The following is a 23,380-nucleotide window of genomic DNA, read 5'->3' as shown; positions in this document are numbered from 1 at the left end:
AGCCAGCCTGGCCGAAGCTCGCCCGAAGCTCGCCCGAAGCCGATCGAAGCTGACCAAGGAGGCACCCCGTGCGCCGTACGGTATTCAACGAGGACCACGAGGCGTTCCGGGAGACCATCCGCGCCTTCATCGAGGCCGAGGTCGCCCCCGTCTACGACGAGTGGTTCGCGGCGGGCCAGGTGCCCCGTGACTTCTACTACAAGCTCGCCGAGCTGGGCATATTCGGCATCGAGGTGCCGGAGGAGTACGGCGGCGCCGGTGTGGAGTCCTTCAAGTTCGAGGCGATCATCTCCGAGGAGTGCGCCCGCGCAGCCGTCAACTTCGGCGGCTCCGGCGTGCACGTCCTGCTCTGCCTGCCGTACATCAAGGCGTACGCCACCGAGGAGCAGAAGAAGCGCTGGCTGCCGGACTTCGTCAGCGGCAGGACGATGTACGCCATCGCCATGACGGAGCCGGGCACCGGTTCCGACCTGGCGGGCATGAAGACCACCGCCAAGCTCTCCGAGGACGGCACGCACTACGTCCTCAACGGCGCCAAGACGTTCATCACCGGTGGCGTCCACGCCGACCGGGTCATCGTCTGCGCCCGGACGGACGCGCCCAAGCCGGACGACCGCCGGCACGGCATCTCCCTCCTCGTCGTCGACACCAAGGCGGAGGGCTACTCGGTCGGCCGCAAGCTCGACAAGCTGGGGCTGCGCACCTCCGACACCGCCGAGCTGGCGTTCGTCGACGTCAAGGTGCCGGTCGAGGACCTCCTCGGCGAGGAGAACAAGGGCTTCTCCTACCTCGGCCAGAACCTGCCGCAGGAGCGCCTCGGCATCGCCGTCGGCGCGTACGCCCAGGCCAAGGCCGCCGTCCGGTTCGCCCAGGGCTACGTGCAGGAGCGCACCGTCTTCGGCAAGACCGTCGCGTCGTTCCAGAACACCAAGTTCGAGCTGGCCGCCTGCCAGGCCGAGGTGGACGCCGCCGAGGCCGTCTGCGACCGCGCCATCGAGGCCCACGACGCCGGTGAGCTGACCGCCGCCGAGGCCGCCTCCGCGAAGCTGTTCTGCACCGAGGTCGCGCACCGCGTGATCGACCGCTGCCTCCAGCTGCATGGCGGCTACGGCTACATGAACGAGTACCCGATCGCCCGTCTCTACGCGGACAACCGGGTCAACCGCATCTACGGCGGCACCAGCGAGGTCATGAAGTCGATCATCGCCAAGTCCATGGGCCTGTAGAGCGGTTACGTTCTCCCCATGAGCTCAGCACTCGATTCCCTGCTCGATCTGCTCGACCTGGAGCGGATCGAGCAGGACATCTTCCGGGGTGCGAGCCGCTCGGCAGTCGTGCCCCGCGTCTTCGGCGGCCAGGTCGCGGCCCAGGCCCTGGTGGCCGCGGGCCGTACCGTCCCCGCCGACCGCACCGCCCATTCCCTGCACTCCTACTTCCTGCGGATGGGCGACCCCGGCGCGCCGATCGTCTACAGCGTCGACCGCATCCGGGACGGCCGGTCCTTCGCCACCCGCCGGGTCGTCGCCGTCCAGCACGGCCAGCCGATCTTCCATCTCTCGGCGTCCTTCCAGACGTACGAGGAGGGCCTGGAGCACCAGGCGCCCATGCCGCCCGCCCCGGACCCGGAGACGCTGCCCACAGCCGCGCAGATGCTGCCGCGGTACGCGGACCGCTTCAGCGATCCGGGGGTCGTCGACCGGCTGATCGAGGCGCGGGCCGCGGTCGACCTGCGGTATGTGGACGCCCCGCCCTTCGGCACGGTCGGCGAGCCGCGCGAACCCCGCTCCCAGGTGTGGTTCCGCACCAACGGCAAACTCGCCGACGACCCGTTGCTGCACGTCTGCATGGCGACGTACGTATCCGACATGACGCTGCTCGACTCGGTGCTCCTCGCCCACGGGCGCGGGGGCTGGACGGTCGGCGACGTGGTCGGGGCGAGCCTGGACCACGCGATGTGGTTCCACCGGCCGTTCCGGGCCGACGAATGGCTGCTGTACGACCAGGAGTCGCCGTCCGCGTCCGGCGGGCGCGGACTCGGCCAGGCCCGTATCTACACGCAGGACGGCCGGCTGGCGATCACCGTCATCCAGGAGGGCGTGATCCGCGTCCCCCGGGGCTGATACGCGCCCCCGGGGGCCCAAGCCGGCCGGCGTCAGATCAGCCCCGCCGCGTCCAGCAGATAGTCCGTCAGCGGGTCGTAGAACCGCGGGTCGAGCACATGGTCGTCCAACGGCACGGCCACCTGGAGCGTCCCCTCCGCCTCGCCGAGGAACAGCGCCGGGTCGTTGCAGTCCGCGTATCCCACCGCGTCCAGCCCGCGCTGCGCCGCGCACCCCGCCCAGCCGTGGTCGGCGACCACCAGGTCCGGCAGCGGCCGGCCCTCGCGCTCCAGACCGTCCAGGATGGCGGCCATCGGGGCGGGCGAGTGGGTGTGCCAGAGCGTGGCGCCGCGCTCCTGCACCGCGACGTCCGCGAACTGGAACACCATGCCCTCGTCGGCCACCAGCCCCGAGGGAATCCGTACGATCTCGCAGCCGGCGGCCCGCAGCGCCTGGGCGGTCTGCCGGTGGACGTCGAGCAGACCGCCCGGGTGCCCCGTCGCGAACAGCACCCGCTCCGTGCCCGCCGCCGCCTTCCGCAGCCGCGCCGCCATCCGCTCCAGGGCGTCGACCGTCAGCTCCGGGTCGATGGTGTCCTGCCCGAACCGGTGCTCCGGGTCGTCGCTGACCCCGCAGCGCTCGGCCATCACGGCCAGCACGTCCTGCTCGTCGCGCCACCGGTCGCCCAGTTCCAGACCCAGCCAGTAGTGGCGGTCGCCGTTGGCGAGCTTGCGGTAGTGGGAGAGGTTGTTGTCGCGGGGTGTGGCGACGTCTCCGGCGATACGCGTACGGACGAGGTGTTCGACTAGGGCGGCACGGCTGGGTATCGGCATGAACCCATTGTGCCGTCAGGTGTGCGCAGTGTGCCGGGTGTCTTGCACGACGGACGGAACGGCCGCTCAGGGGAGCCGGGTCGAGTACGTGATCTTCTTGAGGTGGTAGTACTGGGCGACACACCGCGCCGGCCACTGGTTCTTGCCGTGGTTGCCGAACGGCTCCCCCATTCCGCTGACCGACACCGGTGTGTACGGAAGCACCTGGGCACCGCGCGCCGCCCCTGTCCGCAGGAAGCGGTCCTGGCGGTCCCAGCGCTGGGCGCGCACGTCCATCTGCCGCTCCAGGTGGAGCAGCGGAACCGCCAGGCCGACGCAGGCCAAGGCGCACACGGCGCCCGCGACCAAGGCGGTCATCGTATGGATCCCCCACCGACGGGCCCGCAGCGCCCGTCCCAGCAGGGCGCCGATGCCGACCAGGAGCATCACGTACAGCAGGAGGAAGTCGCCCCAGACGCGGGACGCGTGCACCACGCTCGCCCCGAAGGCGGGGTAGGCGACGACGGTGCAGAGGTAGCCGGAGACCAGGAAGGTGAGGCATCCGGTGAGGACCAGGAGGAAGGGCCTGCGTCGCAGGGAACCGGCCGGCTCGTCCGTTCCCTGTCCGGCGCCGCGCACCAGCAGGCCCAGCAGTACACCGACGGCGAGCGCTCCCACGTACTGCCAGGTCGTGAGGATCGTCCCCAGGATGTGCCCGAACGCCCGCAGCCCCGTGGTCAGCGCCTCCGGGCCGAACATGGAGGAGCCGTCGGCGCCGAACCGCGCGCGCCGGGTGCGTGCGCCGGGCGACAGGTACAGGATGGCCGAGCCGACCGCCACCCCGGCGAAGGCGAACGCGCACCAGAAGCGCGCGTGGGTCCGGCCGGTACCGGGAGCCACCCAGCGGCTGAGCAGCAGCGCGGCGGTGAGCACGACGAACGCGACGACCGCCGTCTCCTCCGACAGCAGGCCGATGAAGACTCCGGCCACGAAGGCGACGCCCACCGCGAGGTCGCGTCCCCGCCCGGTCCGTGCGCGCAGCAACGGGATCACGGCGGCGCAGGCCAGCACCGGTGACACGGTGTGCGAGACGGAGGAGGCCGGCCAGTAGAACGTCTTGTACGGGTTGGGCGTCGCGAAGAAGAAGACCACCGCCATCATCGCGGCCACCAGCAGCGCGAGACCGCGTGGCGCGCTCAGCCGGGCCCGGCCGAGCGCGGATGCGGTCAGCGCCCAGAGGATGCCCAGCATGAGCACCCCGCTGACCAGGGCGAACCACTGATGGCCCGCGACGCCGAAGGATCCGTACGCGATGACCAGCAGGGCGTTGGCGATGCGGCCGTTGTCGTGGAGGAAGAACTTCGCGATCATCCCGGAGGCGCCGTCGTCCCGTACGACCGGGAGGAAGCACCAGTCGTCCCCTCCCGGGCGGACCAGGCGGCCGATCCAGAAGGCCGCGCCGAGCAGGGTGAGCGGCACCAGGGTGAGGGCCACCGTCCAGATCGACGCCCACCGCCGCGCGGGGCCCGGACGGGCCCCGCGGGGGGACTCCTCGCTCTCCTTCTGTGTGTCAGCGGTCTTGGACGTGTCCGCGGTCATGTGCACTGGTGCCCTTCGTACGTTGCTCGCGTCTTGCGCGCCGAGAGGTTCGGGCGGTGTGGATGCAGGGGTGGGGGGTGCGGGGGGGCGGGTTCAGGGGACGGGGTTCCGGGCGCCGCTCTCGGCCGGGCCGGTGCCCTGCCGGGCCAGGGCGGCGCCCGAGTCGATGGCCCAGCGGGCGAGCAGGAACGAGAAGGGGGTGGCGAGGATTCCCGCGGCCACGGCGGCGATGTTCTTGTCCATGCCCAGCCCGCTCACGCCGAGGTAGAGCAGAACGCCGGTGAGCACGAGATTGACGACGCTCGACAGGGGATACCGGACGAAGGCCTGCCAGGTCGGTTTCGTACGGCAGGTGATGTAGGAGTTGAGCAGGAACGATCCCACGATGCTGACCGCGTATCCGATGACGTGCGCGGCAAGATAGGGAATCCAGGTGTTCAGCGAGACGTACACCGACAGATATACAGCCGTATTGACGACACCGATCATCCCGAAAATGACGAACTGACGTACGGTCCGGAATCTGGACGCCCCGATCGCGGTCGATCCGGTGCGTCCCGCGAGCGGTCTCCTGACCCCGGTGACGGGCGGCTCCGAACGGACCTCTGCCGGAATGTCGACCGGCGGGACGTGCGGGGATTCGTTCGTTTCGCGCACCACGTAGTGGGGGCGGCGTTTCGCCTCGTAGTAGATGCGTCCCACGTACTCGCCGATGATGCCGAGCGTGGCGAGCTGGATTCCGCCGAGCGCCACGACGGCCGTCAGCAGGGTGGTGTAGCCGGGCACGCCGACACCGTGCAGGGCGACTTCGGTGATGATCCACAGGGCGTATCCCAGCGCGGCCAGCGCGAGTGCGAGGCCGGCGTGGATGGCCAGGCGCAGCGGACGGCTGTTGAACGAGATCAGTCCGTCGATCCCGTAGTTGAACAGCCGTCGGCCGCCCCACTTCGAGCGCCCCGCCGCACGCTGGGTGTTCTGGTAGGTGAAGCTGACGGTGTCGAAGCCGATCCAGGAGAAGATCCCCTTGGAGAACCGGTTGGTCTCGGGCATCGCGAGCACGGCGTCCACGGCGTTGCGCGACAGCAGCCTGAAGTCACCCTCGCCGTCGACGACCTCGACGTCCATGCACCGGCCCATCGCCCGGTAGTAGGCGGCGCTGAGAACGGTGCGCAGGGCGCCTTCGCCCGTGCGGTCCCGCCGCGCGACGACCTGGTCGTAGCCGCGCCGCCGCAGTTCCAGCATGCGGGGCAGCAGTTCGGGCGGGTGCTGGAGGTCGGCGTCCATGAGGACGACGGCGTCGCCGCGGGACATGCGCAGCCCCGCGAGCATGGCGGCCTCCTTGCCGAAGTTGCGGCTGAAGGAGGTGTAGCGGACCCGTCGGTCCGCGGTGGCGAGCGATCCGATCCGGATCCGGGTGCGGTCACTGCTGCCGTCGTCGACATAACAGATCTCGAAGGTCCGCCGCGTCGGTTCGAGGGCGGAGATCAACGCACGGTGAAATGCCTCGATCACCTCGTCCTCATTGAAGCAGGGGACAACGACCGAAACCTGACATGTTTTCATTCCAATTCCCCATCAGGCGTGGGTGGGACAGCACAAACCATATGCCTGAGGGTCACCGCGACACTCCGACCTGCGGAGCTCACCGAGGAAAAGGAAGGAGAATTTGAGGAGCCGCTTCTCCCAATTACATAAATTCATATGTTTAAACGGCCGGCGGAAACGGAGTCGCCCGGGATGACGACGCACCCGCCGGGGTGCCACGGCCGGCGGGCGCCGCAACCGCCGTCGTGCGCCCGGCAGGGGTTACGGGACAGACCTTGAGGACTGTCCCGTAACCCCTGGCGGATCAGCGCGCGGCGTCGGATGCGGCGCATCGTAAGACGGAGGGACGTCCACATACTGGATGTATGCGGACGTTCCGACAACGCAGCGAGGTGCCGTAGCCGTCGTCGTACGCCCGCCAGGAGTTACGGGACAGACCTCATGCCCGCGCAGCCGCCTCGAAGGCCCCGCGCGCCAGCCGGTGCAGCAGTGCCGCCGTGTCCGCGCGGTCCGGCTGCGCGCCGGGGCGGCCCAGGTGCGGGGTCGAGTTCAGGAGCCCGAAGACGGCATGGACGGCTGCGCGGGCCTCGTGCTCGGGCAGCTCCGGATACAGCTCGCGGACCACCTCCACCCACACCTCGACGTACTGCCGCTGGAGCTGGCGGACCCGCTTGCGGTCGGCCTCCCGGAGGCGGTCCAGCTCGCGGTCGTGGAGGGTGATGAGGGGGCGGTCGTCGAGGGCGAAGTCGATGTGCCCCTCGATGAGCGCGTCGAGCAGGGCCTGCGGGGAGCCGTCCCCGCAGGCCGCGTCCTCCGACACGCGCAGCCGCCCGCCCGCCAGCAGCCGCTCGCTGATGCCGACCAGCAGCTCGGCGAGCATCGCGTCCTTGCCGGGGAAGTGCCGGTAGAGGCCGGGGCCGCTGATCCCGACGGCGGCACCTATCTCGTCGACGCCGACGCCGTGGAAGCCGCGCTCGGCGAAGAGGCGGGCGGCCTCCTTGAGGATCTGCTCGCGGCGGGTGGGGGCGTCGGTCCTGGTGGTCATGGATTCGATTCTAGACAGGCGGGTTAGCGGTCGTTAACCTGAAGGAAGACGTTAACGCTCATTAACCACTGCGGTACGGGCAAGGGGGCTCGACACGATGCAGCAGGCACCGGTGCTGACGAGCGCGGCCGATCCCGCCTCCGAGGCCTGGCAGGCCAACGAGGCGGCGCATCACGCGCTCGCCGACGAGCTGCGCAAGCGGCTCACCACGGCCAGGCTCGGCGGGGGTGAGAGGGCCCGCGCCCGGCATGTGGCGCGCGGCAAGCTGCTGCCCAGGGACCGGGTGGACACCCTGCTCGACGCGGGGTCGCCGTTCCTGGAGCTGGCCCCGCTGGCGGCCGAGGGGCTGTACGGGGGCGCCGCCCCGGCGGCCGGGGTGATCGCGGGGATCGGCCGGGTCGGCGGGCGCGAGTGCGTGATCGTCGCCAACGACGCCACCGTCAAGGGCGGCACGTACTACCCGATGACCGTGAAGAAGCACCTCCGCGCCCAGGAGGTGGCCCTGGAGAACCGGCTGCCCTGCCTGTATCTCGTCGACTCGGGCGGGGCCTTCCTCCCGATGCAGGACGAGGTCTTCCCGGACCGGGAGCACTTCGGACGGATCTTCTACAACCAGGCCCGGATGTCGGGGGCCGGGATCCCGCAGATCGCGGCGGTGCTGGGGTCGTGCACGGCGGGCGGGGCGTACGTCCCCGCGATGAGCGACGAGGCCGTGATCGTACGGAACCAGGGCACGATCTTCCTGGGCGGTCCGCCGCTGGTGAAGGCCGCGACCGGTGAGGTCGTCACGGCCGAGGAGCTGGGCGGCGGCGAGGTGCACTCCCGTACGTCGGGGGTGACCGACCACCTCGCCGAGGACGACGCGCACGCGCTGCGGATCGTGCGGAACATCGTCGCCACGCTGCCGGAGCGCGGCGCGCTTCCCTGGCCGGTGCGGCCGGCCGAGGAGCCGAAGGTCGATCCCGCCGGGCTGTACGGGGCCGTCCCGGTCGATTCCCGGACGCCGTACGACGTACGGGAGGTGATCGCCCGGGTGGTGGACGGCTCGCGGTTCACCGAGTTCAAGGCGGAGTACGGGACGACGCTGATCACCGGCTTCGCCCATGTCCACGGTCACCCCGTCGGCATCGTCGCCAACAACGGCATCCTGTTCTCCGAGTCCGCCCAGAAGGGCGCCCACTTCATCGAGCTGTGCGACCAGCGCGGCATTCCGCTGGTCTTCCTGCAGAACATCTCGGGCTTCATGGTGGGGCGCGACTACGAGGCGGGCGGCATCGCCAAGCACGGCGCCAAGATGGTGACGGCGGTCGCCTGCACCCGAGTGCCGAAGCTGACGGTGGTGGTCGGCGGCTCCTACGGAGCCGGCAACTACTCGATGTGCGGGCGGGCCTATTCGCCGCGCTTCCTGTGGATGTGGCCGAACGCGAAGATCTCCGTCATGGGCGGCGAGCAGGCCGCGTCCGTCCTCGCGACGGTCAAGCGCGACCAGCTGGGCGACGACTGGAGCACGGCGGACGAGGAGGCCTTCAAGGCCCCGATCCGCGAGCAGTACGAGACCCAGGGCAACGCGTACTACGCCACGGCCCGGCTCTGGGACGACGGTGTGATCGACCCGATGGAGACCCGGCAGGTGCTGGGGCTCGCCCTGACCGCGTGCGCCAACGCCCCGCTCCCCCAGAAGGACCCTGCGGCGCCCGGCTTCGGCGTCTTCCGGATGTGAGGAACAGATGACGATGTTCGACACCGTTCTTGTCGCCAACCGCGGCGAGATCGCGGTACGTGTCATCCGTACGCTGCGCGAGCTCGGCGTCCGTTCTGTCGCCGTCTTCAGCGACGCGGACGCGGACGCCCGGCATGTACGGGAGGCCGACACGGCGGTACGGATCGGGCCCGCGCCCGCCTCGATGAGCTATCTGAGCGTGCCCGCGCTGCTGGACGCGGCCCGTCGCAGCGGCGCGCAGGCCGTGCATCCCGGGTACGGGTTCCTCGCCGAGAACGCGGGCTTCGCGCGGGCCTGCGCGGAGGCGGGGCTGGTGTTCATCGGTCCGCCCGCCGACGCCATCTCGCTGATGGGCGACAAGATCCGGGCCAAGGAGACGGTCGCGGCGGCCGGGGTGCCGGTGGTGCCCGGCTCGTCGGGGAGCGGGCTCAGCGATGCCCAGCTGGGCGATGCCGCCCGCGAGATCGGGACGCCGGTGCTGCTGAAGCCCTCGGCGGGCGGCGGCGGCAAGGGCATGCGGCTGGTGCGCGACGAGACGCTGCTCGCGGACGAGATCGCCGCCGCCCGGCGCGAGGCGCGGGCCTCGTTCGGCGACGACACACTGCTCGTGGAGCGGTGGATCGACCGGCCCCGGCACATCGAGATCCAGGTCCTGGCGGACGCCCACGGCAACGTGGTCCACCTCGGTGAGCGCGAGTGCTCGCTGCAGCGCCGCCACCAGAAGATCATCGAGGAGGCGCCGTCCGTCCTGCTCGACGAGGAGACCCGGGCGGCGATGGGCGAGGCGGCCGTCCAGGCGGCCCGCAGCTGCGGATACGTGGGTGCGGGCACGGTGGAGTTCATCGTCCCGGGCAACGACCCCGCCTCGTACTACTTCATGGAGATGAACACCCGCCTCCAGGTCGAGCACCCGGTCACCGAGCTGATCACCGGTCTCGACCTGGTGGAGTGGCAGCTCAGGGTCGCCGCGGGCGAGCGGCTCCCCTACACGCAGCAGGACATCGAGCTCACCGGCCACGCGATCGAGGCCCGGATCTGCGCGGAGGACCCCTCCCGCGGATTCCTGCCGTCCGGCGGCACGGTGCTCGCGCTGCGCGAGCCGCAGGGCAACGGCGTACGGACGGACTCCGGGCTCGCCGCGGGCGGCGAGGTCGGCAGCCTGTACGACCCGATGCTGTCGAAGGTCATCGCGTACGGCCCCGACCGCGCCGCCGCCGTGCGCCGGCTGCGTGCGGCGCTCGCGGACACGGTGATCCTCGGCGTCCCGACGAACGCGGGCTTCCTGCGCCGGCTGCTCGCGCACCCGGCCGTGGTGGCCGGCGATCTGGACACCGGTCTGGTGGAGCGCGAGGTCGACGGGCTGGTGCCGGAGGGGGTGCCCGAGGAGGTCTACGCGGCGGCGGCACTGCTGCGGCAGGGCGTACCGGCGTCCGAGCCCGCCGCGGCCTGGGTGGACCCCTTCTCGGTGGCGAGCGGCTGGCGGCTGGGCGGTACCCCGGCCTGCACGGTGCGCCACTTCCGGCTGCCGGGCCACGACCCCGTCCAGGTCTCGCTGCGCACCTGCCCGGCGGGCACCGAGCTGACGTTCGGCCATGTCGGCGAGGGTGCGCGGCCGCCGGAGCCCGCGACGGGCCCCTGCGGTCCGCTGGCGCCGATGCCCGGCGGCAGGGAGACGGCGAGGACGGTGGAGCTGACCGCGCACCGGATCGTCATCGAACTCGCCGGTGTCACCCACACGTTCGCCCACGCGGCCTCCGCGGGGGGGACCTGGCTGGGCCGGGACGGCGACACCTGGCACGTCCAGGACCACGACCCGGTGGAGGCGGCGCTGGCCGGTGCCGCCCGTTCCGGGGCGGACACGCTCGCCGCGCCCATGCCCGGCACGGTCACCGTCGTGAAGGTGGCGGTCGGGGACGAGGTCGTGGCCGGTCAGAGCCTGCTCGTCGTCGAGGCGATGAAGATGGAACACGTCATCTCCGCCCCGCACGCCGGGACCGTGACCGAGATCGACGTCATCGCCGGCGCCACCGTCGCCATGGACCAGGTCCTGGCCGTGGTGGCCCCCACCGGAGCTCCCGGGGAGGACGCATGACACCCCGCACCCTGCCCATGACCGTGCCCGCCCAGGACCTGCCCCCGCGGGTGCGCGTCCACGAGGTCGGCGCCCGCGACGGACTGCAGAACGAGAAGGCGGTCGTGCCGACCGAGGTGAAGGCGGAGTTCATCCACCGCCTCGCCGCGTCGGGCCTGACCACCATCGAGGCGACCAGCTTCGTGCACCCGAAGTGGGTGCCCCAACTGGCCGACGCGGAAGACCTCTTCCCGCGTCTGGGAGACATCGGGGATGTCGCCCTGCCCGTACTCGTGCCGAACGAACGCGGACTGGACCGGGCGCTCGCGCTCGGCGCCCGCCGCATCGCCGTGTTCGGCTCGGCGACCGAGACGTTCGCCGCCCGCAACCTCAACCGCACCGTCGACGAGTCGCTCGCGATGTTCGAGCCGGTCGTGGCCCGCGCCAAGGCCGACAAGGTGCATGTCCGCGGCTATCTGTCGATGTGCTTCGGCGACCCGTGGGAGGGGCCCGTCCCCGTCCACCAGGTCGTCCGGGTCGCCAAGGCGCTGATGGACCTCGGCTGCGACGAACTCTCCCTCGGCGACACCATCGGCGTCGCCACCCCCGGCCATGTGCAGGACCTGCTCTCCGAGTTGAACGAGGAGGGCGTGCACACCGACACCATCGGCGTGCACTTCCACGACACGTACGGTCAGGCCCTCTCCAACACCCTCGCCGCGCTCCAGCACGGGGTGACCACCGTGGACGCCTCCGCGGGCGGCCTCGGCGGCTGCCCGTACGCGAAGAGCGCGACCGGAAACCTCGCCACCGAGGACCTCGTGTGGATGCTCGACGGCCTCGGCATCGAAACCGGGGTCGACCTCGACGCGCTCACCGCCACCAGCGTGTGGCTCGCCGAACAGCTGGGCCGTCCCAGCCCGTCCCGTACCGTCCGCGCGCTCTCCGGGCGGTCGACCCAGTCCCACAAGGAGTGACACCTGCCATGTCCCTGGACCACCGGCTGACCGCCGAGCACGAGGAACTGCGTCGCACCGTCGAGGAGTTCGCGCACGATGTGATCGCCCCGAAGATCGGCGACTTCTACGAGCGCCATGAGTTCCCGTACGAGATCGTGCGGGAGATGGGACGGATGGGCCTGTTCGGGCTGCCCTTCCCCGAGGAGTACGGCGGCATGGGCGGCGACTATCTCGCCCTCGGGATCGCCCTGGAGGAACTGGCCCGCGTCGACTCGTCCGTGGCGATCACGCTGGAGGCGGGCGTCTCGCTCGGGGCGATGCCCGTGTACCACTACGGCACCGACGAGCAGAAGCGGCAGTGGTTGCCGAAACTCTGCTCGGGCGAGGCGCTGGGCGCGTTCGGCCTGACCGAGCCGGACGCCGGTTCGGACGCGGGGGGCACCCGCACGACGGCGGTGCGCGACGAGGCGACGGGCGAGTGGGTGATCAACGGCTCCAAGTGCTTCATCACCAACTCCGGCACGGACATCACGGGGCTGGTCACGGTCACGGCGGTGACCGGCCGCAAGGAGAACGGCGCCCCGCTGATCTCCTGCATCATCGTGCCGTCCGGCACCCCCGGCTTCACGGTCGCCGCCCCGTACTCCAAGGTCGGCTGGAACGCCTCGGACACCCGCGAGCTGTCCTTCTCCGACGTCCGCGTGCCCCTGGGGAACCTGCTGGGGCAGGAGGGGCGCGGCTACGCCCAGTTCCTGCGCATCCTGGACGAGGGCCGGATCGCCATCGCCGCCCTGTCCACGGGCCTGGCGCAGGGCTGTGTGGACGAGTCGGTGAAGTACGCCAAGGAGCGCCACGCCTTCGGACGGCCGATCGGCGCCAACCAGGCCATCCAGTTCAAGATCGCGGACATGGAGACGCGGGCGCACATGGCCCGGGTCGGCTGGCGTGACGCGGCCTCGCGCCTGGTGGCGGGCGAACCGTTCAAGAAGGAGGCGGCCATCGCGAAGCTGTACTCGTCGACGGTGGCGGTGGACAACGCCCGCGAGGCGACCCAGATCCACGGCGGCTACGGCTTCATGAACGAGTACCCGGTGGCCCGGATGTGGCGCGACTCCAAGATCCTGGAGATCGGCGAGGGCACGAGCGAGGTGCAGCGGATGCTGATCGCCCGGGAACTGGGACTGCCGGCCTGACACGCACACGGACGGCCGGGGGCGTCAGCCGTCCTGCGGCTCGGGGCGCGGATGCCGTGGACGATTGGCCGGCCCGCCGTCGTCCCGGCCGGGCGGCTAATCGTTCGACACCACACGCCCCTGCGCGGCAGAGTCCGTACATGAAGCCGCATCACTGGCCCCTGTACGGGCTCCGCCTCCGCACGCCGCGTCTGGAACTCCGGCTTCCGGACCTGGAGTTGCTGGACGACCTCGCGTCGGTCGCCGTCGCCGGGGTGCACCCGCCGGCCGATATGCCGTTCACCGTTCCCTGGACCGACGCGCCGCCCGCCGAGCGCGGCAAGGCCGTGTTCCAGCATGTGCTGGCCACCGTCGCCAACTGGTCCGTGCGGGACTGGGCACTGAGTCTCGCCGTGCTGCACGAGGGCGAGGTGGTCGGGCGTCAGGACGTGATGGCGAAGGACTTCGCCCTCACCGGTGAAGTGAGCACCGGCTCGTGGCTGGGCCTCGCCCACCAGGGTCGAGGCATCGGCACCGAGATGCGGGCCGCCGCCCTGCATCTCGCCTTCGCCGGACTCGGGGCCCGGACCGCGGTCTCGGCCGCCATGACCGACAACCCGCGCTCGCTGGGCGTCTCGCGCCGGCTCGGATATCTGCCGGACGGACTGGAGGTCAGCACGGTACGGGGTGCGCCCGTCACTCTGCAGCGGCTGCGGCTGGACCGTGCCCGCTGGGACGAGCACCGGGCCGTCGAGGTGGCGGTCGAGGGGCTCGACGGCTGCCGGGGGGAGTTCGGGGCATGACGCTTCTGGTGCACACCTTCGTCCTCGACGAGCAAGGGGAGCGGCATCTTCTCGACGGCCCCGAGGACGGCAGCGACATGGCCGGTTTCGAGAACTGCCGGACCGAGCTGTGGGGTTCCGGGGCGGCACGGGCGCTCGGCGCCCGGTTCTTCCCGGAGTTGGCCACGGGCGATCTGCAGGTCGAGCCCGCGGACATCGAGGTCTTCCTCGCCGAGTGCGAGCTGCTCCGTCGGCACACCGCGGCGTTGGCCGCGCACAGCGGCTACCGGGAGGACTACGTGGAGGCCCGGCTCTCCCACATCACCGCAGCCGGTCTGCGGGCCCGAGCCGTGGGGGGTGGCGTGCTCGTCTGGTGAGGGGCCCGGGACCTCTCGAATGTTCAATGAGGTTAGGCTAACCTTCCTTCGAACACATCGGCGGCCGATTCCCGGCTTCGCTTCCTGTTCCTGGGAGGACCCCCGCATGACGACGTCCGTCGCACCCCCCATCGCCCCCTTCCGGTTCTTCGACCTGACCGTCCTGCGGACCCGGCGGCTCGGACCCTCCATGCTCCGGGTCACCTTCGGCGGCCCGGGACTGGACGGCTTCGCCGCCGGGGGCCGCGACCAGAGCCTGTCGCTGTTCCTGCCGCACCCCGGCCAGGCGGAACCAGTCGTTCCGGTCGATGCGGACGGCAACTGGTTCGCCACCTGGCGCGCCCTTCCGGAGAACGTACGGGCCGTCATGCGCTCGTACACCGTGCGCACCCAGCGCCACACGCCCGACGGGGCGACCGAGATCGACATCGACTTCGCACTGCACGGGGACGGCGGTCCCGCGTGCCGCTGGGCCGCCGCCGCCTCCCCCGGCGCTCCGCTCAAGGCACTGGGCCCGGCCGTCGAGGACAACACCGCCGTCCGCTTCCGCCCACCGCAGGACACCGACTGGGTGCTGATCTGGGCCGACGAGACCGCACTGCCCGCCGCGTCGGCCGCCCTCGAGTGGCTGCCGGCCGGAACGAGGGCCCGGGTCTGGCTGGAGGTCCAGCACACCGAGGACCGCCAGGCGCTCAACACCGCGGCCAAGGCCCGGATCAGCTGGCTCGTCCGGGACGAGGGCGCACCCTCCGCACTGGAGGCCGTCCGGGCGGCCGAGCTGCCCGAGGGGACGCCGTACGTCTGGATCGCGGGAGAGTCGTCACAGGTACGTGCCCTGCGCCGCCACCTCGTACAGGAACGCCGTTTCGACCGCAGGCGCGTGACGTTCGTCGGGTACTGGCGGCGCGGGATGAGCGAGGAGCAGCTGCGCGAGACGGCGACAGCCGCGGGCGGGTAAGGGCTGTCCCGTAATCCCTGGTGGATCAGCGCGCGACGTCGGATGCGGTGCATCGCAAGGCGGAGGGACGTCCACATACTGGATGCATGCGGATGTTCCGACAACGCGGCGAGGTGCCGCAGTTGTCGTCGCGCGCCCGCCAGGGATTACGGGACAGCCCTTAGGCCCGCATCCGGCCGCCACGGCCGCGCGCACCGTCGCGCACCACGGAGCGCACACCACCCGCGCCCGCGAGCCGCGCACGACCCGCGGACCGGAAGCGGCCATCCCGCACACCCGGTCGGACAACCTCCGCACACCTCGGGGCGAGGGAACAACCCCATGGAAAGTTAGGTTAGGCTAACCTTACTTCACCATCGGGCCCTCGCCCCCTCCTTCTGCCCTGAGGGCCGATGAAGTTTCCCCGCATCCGGGAGGACCCCTTCATGCGTTCGCACCTGCTCAACGACACGACCGCGGAGCACTACCGGCGCTCCGTGACCGCAGGAGTCGAACGGGTCGCAGCCAAACTCGCCGCCACAGACCGGCCGTTCACCGGTATCTCCGTCGACGAGCTCACTCCCGTCGTTGACGCGATCGATCTGGACCGGCCGCTGGGCGATGCGTCCGCCGCCCTCGACGAGCTCGACCGCGTCTACCTCCGGGACGCCGTCTACTTCCACCACCCCCGCTATCTGGGCCACCTCAACTGCCCGGTGGTCATTCCCGCCGTACTCGGCGAGGCCGTGCTCTCGGCGGTCAACTCCTCGCTGGACACCTGGGACCAGAGCGCCGGAGGCACCCTGATCGAGCGCCGGCTGATCGACTGGACCGCAGGCCGGATCGGGCTCGGCCCGGCCGCAGACGGCATCTTCACCAGCGGCGGCACGCAGTCCAATCTGCAGGCCCTGCTGCTCGCCCGCGAAGAGGCCAAGACACCGCCCCACCACTTCACCCGGCTGCGCGTCCTCACCTCGGAATGCAGCCACTTCAGCGTCCAGAAGTCGGTGAAACTCCTCGGTCTCGGACCGGACTCGGTCGTCCCCGTACCCGTCGACCAGAACAAGCGCATGCAGGCCGTGGCACTGGCCCGCGCCCTGGAACAGTGCGTCGCCGAAGGCGCCGTGCCGATGGCGGTCGTCGCCACCGCGGGCACCACCGACTTCGGTTCCATCGACCCGCTGCCCGAGATCGCCGCGCTCTGCCGGCAGTTCTCCACCTGGCTGCACGTCGACGCCGCGTACGGCTGCGGGCTGCTGGCCTCGCCCACGCGCAGGCACCTCCTCGACGGCATCGAGCACGCCGACTCCGTCACCGTGGACTACCACAAGTCCTTCTTCCAGCCGGTGAGTTCGTCCGCCGTGCTGGTCCGCGACCGGGCCTCGCTGCGCCATGCCACCTACCACGCCGAGTACCTCAACCCGCAGCGGATGGCCGCCGAACGCATCCCCAACCAGGTGGACAAGTCGCTGCAGACCACCCGCAGGTTCGACGCGCTGAAACTGTGGATGACGCTGCGCGTGATGGGCGCGGACGGCGTCGGCCGGCTGTTCGACGAGGTCTGCGACCTGGCCGCCGAGGGCTGGCGGCTGCTGGCCGCCGATCCGCGCTTCGACGTCGTCGTGGAGCCGCAGCTCTCCACGCTGGTGTTCCGCTACGTCCCGTCCGGCGTCACCGCGCCCACCGAGATCGACCGGGCCAACCTCCACGCTCGCAAGGCGCTCTTCGCCTCCGGCGAGGCTGTCGTCGCCGGCACGAAGGTCGGTGGCCGCCAGTACCTGAAGTTCACCCTGCTCAACCCCGAAACGACCGCGCTGGACATCGCCGCGGTACTCGACCTGATCTCCGGCCACGCCGAGCAGTACCTGGGAGACTCCCTTGACCGCGCTTCCTGAACCCCGCGATTCCCGCAGCCCCCACGACTTCATCGGGATCGGGCTCGGCCCGTTCAATCTGGGGCTCGCCTGTCTGACCGAGCCGATCGACGAACTGAACGGGGTGTTCCTGGAGTCCAAGCCGGACTTCGAATGGCACTCCGGGATGTTCCTCGAAGGCGCCCATCTCCAGACTCCGTTCATGTCGGACCTGGTCACGATGGCCGACCCGACGTCGCCGTACTCCTTCCTGAACTATCTGAAGGAACGTGGGCGGCTGTACTCCTTCTACATCCGGGAGAACTTCTACCCGCTGCGGACCGAGTACAACGACTACTGCCGCTGGGCCGCCGCCGGACTGAGCAGCGTCCGCTTCGGCGAGACCGTCGAGTCGGTCGCCTACGACGAGGGCAGCGCGCTCTACACCGTCCGCACCGCCACCGGCGGCGTCTTCCGCGCCCCGCGGCTCGTGCTGGGCACCGGCACTCCCCCGTACATCCCGGAGGCCTGTCAGGGACTGGGGGGCGACCACCTGCACAACTCCCGTTACCTGGAGGGGAAAGCGGCTCTTCAGGCGAAGAAGTCCATCACCATCGTCGGCAGCGGGCAGAGCGCGGCCGAGATCTACTACGACCTGCTCTCAGAGATCGATGTGCACGGCTACCGGCTCAACTGGGTCACCCGCTCGCCCCGGTTCTTCCCGCTCGAGTACACCAAGCTGACGCTGGAGATGACCTCACCGGAGTACGTCGACTACTTCCACGCCCTGCCCGAGGAGACCCGTTACCGGCTGGAGTCCGGCCAGAAGAGCCTCTTCAAGGGCATCGACGGCGAGCTGATAGACGCGATCTTCGACCTGCTCTACCAGAAGAGCCTGCCCGGCCCGGTGCCTACCCGGCTGCTGACCAACTCCTCGTTGAACAGCGCGAGTCATGACGAGAGCAGCGGTACGTACACGCTGGGCCTGCACCAGGAGGAACAGGACAAGGACTACACCCTCACCACCGAGGGCCTGGTCCTCGCCACCGGCTACCGCTACCGTCCGCCCGCATTCCTCAAGGGCATCGACGACCGGTTGCGCCGGGACGGACGCGGCCGCTTCGACGTGGCCCGCAACTACTCCATCGACACCACCGGCCACGGCGTCTTCCTGCAGAACGCGGGCACGCACACCCACTCGATCACCTCGCCCGACCTGGGCATGGGCGCCTACCGCAACGCGTACATCATCGGCGAGCTGCTCGGCCGTGAGTACTACCCCGTCGAAAAGTCCATCGCCTTCCAGGAGTTCGCCGTATGAGCCCGCAGAACCGTGCCGACGCCGGACGGACCGCCCTCGGCGCCTTCTCCGTCCGCGCCCTCGACCCCCTCGCCGACGCCGAACTGGTGCACGGCTGGGTCACCCACCCCAAGGCCGCCTTCTGGCTGATGGGCGACGCGGAACTCCAGGATGTCGAGCGGGAGTACCTGGCGATCGCCGCCCATCCGCACCACGACGCCTTCATCGGGCTGCACGACGGGGAGCCGGCCTTCCTGATGGAGCGGTACGACCCCGCCGAGGTCGAACTCAAAGGACTCTACGAGGCCGAGCCCGGCGACATCGGGATGCACTTCCTGGTCGCCCCGGCCGACACCCCGCTGCACGGATTCACGCTCGGTGTGATCACCGCCGTGATGCGGACGCTGTTCGCCGACCCGTCCGTACGCCGGGTGGTCGTCGAACCCGATGTACGCAACAGCGCGGTGCACGCGCTCAACAAGGCGGTCGGCTTCGAGGTACTGGGTGAAATAGCCAAGCCGGAGAAGAACGCCCTGCTCAGCGCCTGCACCCGGGAACAGTTCACCGCGGCGACCGGGGGCCCGGCCTGATGTCCGCCGTCATCGACAGCGTCGCCCACCTCACCCCGGAGCACTGGGCCACCGCCAACCGGCTGCTGATCCGCAAGGCCCTCGCCGAGTTCAGCCACGAGCGGCTGCTGACCCCCGCGCCGCTCGGCGACGACCGCTACGCGGTGCGCAGCGACGACGCGGCGACCGAGTACCGCTTCACCGCGCGGCTCTTCGCCCTCGACCACTGGCAGGTCGAGCCGGACTCCCTATCCCGTCACCGGAACGGCTCCGAACTCACCCTGGACGCGGGCGAGTTCTTCGTGGAGATGCGCTCCGCACTCGGTCTCTCGGCGGAGATCCTGCCGGTCTATCTGGAGGAGATCTCCTCCACCCTGGCGGGCACCGCGTACAAACTGACCAAGCCTCCCGTCACCTCCGCCGAACTGGTCCGGGCCGGGTTCCAGGCGATCGAGACCGGCATGACCGAGGGCCACCCCTGTTTCGTCGCCAACAACGGGCGGCTCGGCTTCGGTGTGGACGAGTACCGGGCGTACGCCCCCGAGACCGCGTCCGGCATCCGTCTGGTCTGGCTCGCCGCCCGCCGCGACCGCGCCACCTTCACCGCGGGCGCCGGGCTCGACTACGGGACGCTGATCACGGGCGAGCTGGGCGAGGAGACCCTGACCCGGTTCGCGGCCACGATGTCCGGGCTCGGGCTCGACCTCGACGACCACCTGCTGATCCCCGTCCACCCCTGGCAGTGGTGGAACAAACTGGCCGTCACCTTCGCCGGGGAGCTCGCACAGCGGCATCTGGTCTGCCTGGGCGAGGGCGAGGACACCTATCTCGCCCAGCAGTCCATCCGTACCTTCTTCAACACCAGTGCGCCGGAGCGGCATTACGTGAAGACGGCACTGTCCGTCCTCAACATGGGTTTCATGCGCGGGCTCTCCGCCGCGTACATGGAGGCCACTCCCGCGATCAACGACTGGCTGGCCGAACTGATCGAGCGCGACGAACTGCTGCGCGGGGCCCGCTTCTCGATCATCCGGGAGCGGGCGGCCGTCGGCTACCACCACCGGACGTACGAGGCGGCCACCGCCAAGGGCTCGCCCTATCTGAAGATGCTCGCCGCGTTGTGGCGGGAGAGCCCCGTCCCGGGCCTGGCACCGGGCGAGCGGGTCGCGACCATGGCCTCGCTGCTCCACACCGACCACGAGGGCCGCTCCGTCGCCGCCGCACTGATCGCCGAGTCGGGACTGGAGCCCGCGGTGTGGCTGCGCCACTACCTGGACGCCTACCTGGTGCCGGTGCTGCACAGCTTCTACGCGTACGACCTGGTGTTCATGCCGCACGGTGAGAACGTCATCCTGGTCGTCGAGGACGGGGTCGTACGGCGCACGGTCTTCAAGGACATCGCCGAGGAGATCGCCGTCATGGACCCGGACGCGGTGCTGCCGCCGCGGGTCGAGCGGATCCGGGCCGAGGTCCCCGAGGACATGAAGCTGCTCTCGGTCCTCACCGACGTCTTCGACTGCTTCCTGCGCTTCCTGGGCGCGGGGCTGGCGAGCGAGGGCGTCCTCGACGAGGAGACGTTCTGGGGGACGGTCGCGAAATGCGTCACCGGGTATCAGGAGTCGGTGCCTCGCCTCGCCGAGAAGTTCGAGCGGTACGACATGTTCACGGAGGAGTTCGCGCTGTCCTGCCTGAACCGGCTGCAGTTGCGGAACAACAGGCAGATGGTCGATCTGGCCGATCCGTCGGGGGCGCTGCAGCTGGTCGGCACGTTGCGGAACCCGATCGCCGGACGGGGCTGACGGCGAGGCCGTGGGACCGGGGCCGTCCGGCGACGCGTCACGCGACGGTCGCCGGACGGCCCCGGTCGGCTCACTCCGCGGCCCACGGGACCTGCGGAGCCCGGTAGTAGTTGATGCCGAGCGCCGAGAACCTCGGCCCCTGCGCACCCAATCGCACCTTGTACGTCTCCCAGTCGTGCGTGGCCGCGGGCGACCACCCCAGCTCCGCCACGCCGGGAAGCCGCGGGAACGCCATCTGCTCGATCTCGTCGCTGTCGGTCAGGGTCTCCGACCAGAGCGGCGCCTCGACGCCGAGGACGGAGCTCTCCGGGGCCCCGTCCAGGTACGTCGCCGGGTCCCAGTCGTAGGAGCGCTGGGTGGAGACGTAACCGGCCCAGGCCAGTCCCAGCCTGGTGTCCTTGTCGTACTTCATGTCGAGGTAGCTCCGGTCCGCCGGGGACAGCACCAGCTTCGTGCCGTGCACGGCGGCGTCCACCACCTGCGCGCGCTCTGCCGCGCCCGTCCGGTCGTAACCCCAGTACTGGGCGACCGCGCCCTCGACCGGCGTGCCCCCGGTCAGCTGGTGCCAGCCGATCACGGTCTTGCCGTACGTGCCGACGATGGCCTGCGCCTTGTCCATGAAGGCCACGTAGTCCGCGTGGCTGGTGGAGTGCGCCTCGTCGCCGCCGATGTGGAGGTACTTTCCGGGGGTGAGCGCGGCCAGCTCACGGATCACGTCGTCCACGAAGTCGTACGTGACGGCCTTGGGGACGCAGAGCGAGCTGAAACCGACTGCGGTGCCGGTGTAGAGCGGCGGCGCGACGCCGTCGCAGTTCAGCTCCGCGTACGAGGCGAGTGCCGCGTTGGTGTGGCCGGGCAGGTCGATCTCCGGCACGACCTCCAGATAGCGGGAGGACGCGTAACGGACGATCTCCTTGTAGTCGCTCTTCGTGTAGTGGCCGCCGACTCCCCCACCGACCTCGGTCTGTCCTCCGTACGTGGCGAGCCGCGGCCAGGAGTCGATGGCGATGCGCCAGCCCTGGTCGTCGGAGAGATGCAGATGCAGCTTGTTCATCTTGTAGAGGGCGAGCTGATCGATGTAGCGCTTGACCTCGGCCACGGAGAAGAAGTGCCGCGAGACGTCCAGCATCGCGCTCCGGTACGCGTACCGGGGCGCGTCCTCGACCGTGCCGCCCGCGACCTTCCACGGGCCCTTCTGACGGCTGTCCTTCTCCACGTCGGCCGGGAGCAGCTGACGCAGCGTCTGGACGCCGTGGAAGAGCCCTGCCGGGCCGCGCGCGGTGATGGTGACCGAGCCGCGGTTCGACTTCAGCGTGTAGCCCTCGGTGCCCGCCCCGCTGTCGCGGGAATCGAGCCGGAGCCGGATGCCGTCGCCGCCCCGGCCGGTGACCGGCAGGGCGTACCCGGTGGACGGGCGGAGCACGCCCGCCAGGTAGTCGCCGATCCTCCGGGCCTCACGGGAGTCGTCCTCGACACGGATCCTGGTGTCCGCGGTGATGGTGTACGGGGTGCCGGCGGGCTTCGCCTCGACGGGGGCGGGCACTATCTGCCCGAGCGGACGGGGCGTGGCGGCCGTGGCCGGGCCGCCGCTCGCCGCGTGCCCTTGCGGCGCCGCGCCGACACTGGAGACACCGGCCGCCGCGACGAGCAGCAACGAGCCGAGAAGACGGGGAAGGGCGATGCGCTGTGTCCTGTGCAGTCTCACAAGCCGGGTCCCTTTCGACGGGTTCACACCTGTGGATCTCCTGACCGAACCATCACCATGCGTATCGCCTGCCCCACGCACGGTCAAGGTGTAGACCACTTCCCCGTTCCGCGGCTGAGAGAATCCGCCCATGGCGGAAATAATCCAGCGCGACGGGACATGGACGTTCGACGGCGAGACGGTGCGGATCGTGCCGGGCGGGGGCAAGGGCATCCATCCACTCCGGCAGGAACTGGGCGAACGGGTCGTCCCGCTCCGGGCCCTGGCGGGCATCGCCTTCGAACCCGGCCGCAAGGGCGGCCGGGTTCGACTGCGGCTGCGCGACGGCGCCTGCCCGGTCCTGCGCGCCGCGGAGGGCAGGCTCAAGGACGCCTCGGATCCGTACCAGCTGGCCGTGGAGAAGGACCGCGGTGGAGTAGCGGAGTACTTCGTCGAGGAGGTGCGCAGCGCCCTGCTGATCGAGCAGGTGCCCACCGGGCCGGTGGACGGCTTCCTGCTGCCGGGACCCGCGGTGCCGGTGGCCGGGGGCGGCGGGGACGGCACGGCCTCGTTCGACGGGGAGACCGTCCGCCTCACCTGGAACTGGAAGGCCGATGAGGTCAAGAGCTCGGCCGGCCCGGTCGCCTTCCCGGTGTCGGAGGTGACCGCGGTGCGCTGGATGCCCTCCATCGGTCTGGAGAACGGGCATCTGCGCTTCGTGCGGGGCTCGGCCACGGCTCCGGCCCCGGCTGCCGAGTTCGACCCGTACTCGCTGGATCTGTGGGGACTGTCCAAGAAGGAGTACACGGCGGTACTGGTCGCGGCGGCGGTACTGGTCCGGCTGCCGGGCGCGGCACAGAAGGAGGCCGGGGCGGCCGCGCGGCCCGCGGAGATCCTGGCCCCGGCCGGACCCGCGACGCCCGCCCCCGCACCGCCCGCGGACGACCACGATGTGCTGCTGCGTCGGCTGCGGGAGCTCGGGGAGCTGCGCGAGGCGGGGATCCTCACCGACGACGAGTTCACCGCCGCCAAGCAGGCCGTCCTGAAGCGTCTGTGA

19 protein-coding genes are annotated in these 23,380 nt (G+C 70.5%); 14 read left to right on the top strand and 5 right to left on the bottom strand.

What is annotated here, in order from left to right:
• Nucleotides 1–68: 68 nt before the first annotated feature.
• On the top strand, nucleotides 69–1,226 hold the full coding sequence (locus tag ACIRP2_RS01455) for an acyl-CoA dehydrogenase family protein (RefSeq protein WP_404245381.1): 1,158 nt from the start codon (nucleotides 69–71) through the stop codon (nucleotides 1,224–1,226).
• Nucleotides 1,227–1,244: 18 nt separating this feature from the next.
• Nucleotides 1,245–2,120, top strand: a complete 876-nt coding sequence (locus ACIRP2_RS01450) for an acyl-CoA thioesterase (RefSeq protein ID WP_404245379.1) — start codon at nucleotides 1,245–1,247, stop codon at nucleotides 2,118–2,120.
• A 32-nt stretch (nucleotides 2,121–2,152) separates the two neighbouring features.
• Here ACIRP2_RS01450 and ACIRP2_RS01445 read toward each other — a convergent pair whose 3' ends face one another.
• The 4 genes from ACIRP2_RS01445 to ACIRP2_RS01430 form a co-directional block, all read right to left on the bottom strand.
• Nucleotides 2,153–2,932 (bottom strand): phosphatase, encoded by a 780-nt coding sequence (locus ACIRP2_RS01445; protein ID WP_404245377.1) that lies wholly within the window; start codon nucleotides 2,930–2,932, stop codon nucleotides 2,153–2,155.
• A 66-nt stretch (nucleotides 2,933–2,998) separates the two neighbouring features.
• Nucleotides 2,999–4,510 carry a DUF6056 family protein gene (locus ACIRP2_RS01440; RefSeq protein WP_404245375.1) on the bottom strand — a complete coding sequence of 504 codons (1,512 nt, stop codon included), beginning with the start codon at nucleotides 4,508–4,510 and terminating at the stop codon, nucleotides 2,999–3,001.
• 93 nt (nucleotides 4,511–4,603) lie between these two features.
• The gene (locus ACIRP2_RS01435) at nucleotides 4,604–6,073 is read right to left on the bottom strand and encodes a glycosyltransferase (RefSeq protein ID WP_404245373.1); all 1,470 of its coding nucleotides are present in this window, start codon (nucleotides 6,071–6,073) and stop codon (nucleotides 4,604–4,606) included.
• 421 nt (nucleotides 6,074–6,494) lie between these two features.
• Nucleotides 6,495–7,100: a TetR/AcrR family transcriptional regulator gene (locus ACIRP2_RS01430; protein ID WP_351082640.1), complete on the bottom strand. Its 606-nt coding sequence runs from the start codon at nucleotides 7,098–7,100 to the stop codon at nucleotides 6,495–6,497.
• A 97-nt stretch (nucleotides 7,101–7,197) separates the two neighbouring features.
• Here ACIRP2_RS01430 and ACIRP2_RS01425 point away from each other — a divergent pair, with 97 nt between their 5' ends.
• The 11 genes from ACIRP2_RS01425 to ACIRP2_RS01375 all read left to right on the top strand — a co-directional run bounded on the left by ACIRP2_RS01425 (nucleotide 7,198) and on the right by ACIRP2_RS01375 (nucleotide 20,639).
• Nucleotides 7,198–8,820 (top strand): carboxyl transferase domain-containing protein, encoded by a 1,623-nt coding sequence (locus tag ACIRP2_RS01425; RefSeq protein WP_404245371.1) that lies wholly within the window; start codon nucleotides 7,198–7,200, stop codon nucleotides 8,818–8,820.
• 13 nt (nucleotides 8,821–8,833) lie between these two features.
• A complete protein-coding gene (locus ACIRP2_RS01420) occupies nucleotides 8,834–10,912 on the top strand; it encodes an acetyl-CoA carboxylase biotin carboxylase subunit (protein WP_404247125.1) in 2,079 nt (692 codons plus the stop codon).
• On the top strand, nucleotides 10,909–11,868 hold the full coding sequence (locus ACIRP2_RS01415; RefSeq protein WP_404245369.1) for a hydroxymethylglutaryl-CoA lyase: 960 nt from the start codon (nucleotides 10,909–10,911) through the stop codon (nucleotides 11,866–11,868). Before ACIRP2_RS01420 ends, ACIRP2_RS01415 begins: the two co-directional genes overlap by 4 nt.
• An 8-nt stretch (nucleotides 11,869–11,876) precedes the next feature.
• The gene (locus ACIRP2_RS01410) at nucleotides 11,877–13,043 is read left to right on the top strand and encodes an acyl-CoA dehydrogenase family protein (protein ID WP_404245367.1); all 1,167 of its coding nucleotides are present in this window, start codon (nucleotides 11,877–11,879) and stop codon (nucleotides 13,041–13,043) included.
• A 140-nt stretch (nucleotides 13,044–13,183) separates the two neighbouring features.
• Nucleotides 13,184–13,825, top strand: a complete 642-nt coding sequence (locus ACIRP2_RS01405) for a GNAT family N-acetyltransferase (RefSeq protein WP_404245365.1) — start codon at nucleotides 13,184–13,186, stop codon at nucleotides 13,823–13,825.
• Nucleotides 13,822–14,181 carry a hypothetical protein gene (locus ACIRP2_RS01400; protein WP_404245363.1) on the top strand — a complete coding sequence of 120 codons (360 nt, stop codon included), beginning with the start codon at nucleotides 13,822–13,824 and terminating at the stop codon, nucleotides 14,179–14,181. The genes ACIRP2_RS01405 and ACIRP2_RS01400 overlap by 4 nt, the downstream gene beginning before the upstream one ends.
• A 106-nt stretch (nucleotides 14,182–14,287) precedes the next feature.
• The gene (locus ACIRP2_RS01395) at nucleotides 14,288–15,139 is read left to right on the top strand and encodes a siderophore-interacting protein (protein ID WP_404245361.1); all 852 of its coding nucleotides are present in this window, start codon (nucleotides 14,288–14,290) and stop codon (nucleotides 15,137–15,139) included.
• A 425-nt stretch (nucleotides 15,140–15,564) separates the two neighbouring features.
• Complete coding sequence (locus ACIRP2_RS01390) at nucleotides 15,565–17,013, top strand: pyridoxal phosphate-dependent decarboxylase family protein (protein WP_404245359.1); 1,449 nt, start codon at nucleotides 15,565–15,567, stop codon at nucleotides 17,011–17,013.
• Nucleotides 16,997–18,292 carry a lysine N(6)-hydroxylase/L-ornithine N(5)-oxygenase family protein gene (locus ACIRP2_RS01385; RefSeq protein WP_404245357.1) on the top strand — a complete coding sequence of 432 codons (1,296 nt, stop codon included), beginning with the start codon at nucleotides 16,997–16,999 and terminating at the stop codon, nucleotides 18,290–18,292. The genes ACIRP2_RS01390 and ACIRP2_RS01385 overlap by 17 nt, the downstream gene beginning before the upstream one ends.
• Nucleotides 18,289–18,861: a GNAT family N-acetyltransferase gene (locus tag ACIRP2_RS01380; RefSeq protein ID WP_404245355.1), complete on the top strand. Its 573-nt coding sequence runs from the start codon at nucleotides 18,289–18,291 to the stop codon at nucleotides 18,859–18,861. Before ACIRP2_RS01385 ends, ACIRP2_RS01380 begins: the two co-directional genes overlap by 4 nt.
• Complete coding sequence (locus ACIRP2_RS01375) at nucleotides 18,861–20,639, top strand: IucA/IucC family protein (RefSeq protein WP_404245353.1); 1,779 nt, start codon at nucleotides 18,861–18,863, stop codon at nucleotides 20,637–20,639. The genes ACIRP2_RS01380 and ACIRP2_RS01375 overlap by 1 nt, the downstream gene beginning before the upstream one ends.
• Nucleotides 20,640–20,709: 70 nt before the next feature.
• Here ACIRP2_RS01375 and ACIRP2_RS01370 read toward each other — a convergent pair whose 3' ends face one another.
• Entirely contained in the window at nucleotides 20,710–22,344 is a 1,635-nt protein-coding gene (locus tag ACIRP2_RS01370) for a beta-N-acetylhexosaminidase (protein WP_404245351.1), read from the bottom strand.
• A gap of 130 nt (nucleotides 22,345–22,474) precedes the next feature.
• Between ACIRP2_RS01370 and ACIRP2_RS01365 the strand changes: the two genes are divergently transcribed.
• A complete protein-coding gene (locus tag ACIRP2_RS01365) occupies nucleotides 22,475–23,380 on the top strand; it encodes a DUF4429 domain-containing protein (RefSeq protein ID WP_404245349.1) in 906 nt (301 codons plus the stop codon).

Origin of the sequence: Streptomyces sp. NPDC101194 (assembly GCF_044767885.1) — a bacterium.
GTDB lineage: Bacteria > Actinomycetota > Actinomycetes > Streptomycetales > Streptomycetaceae > Streptomyces.
This window is presented reverse-complemented; position numbering and strand designations above follow the sequence as displayed.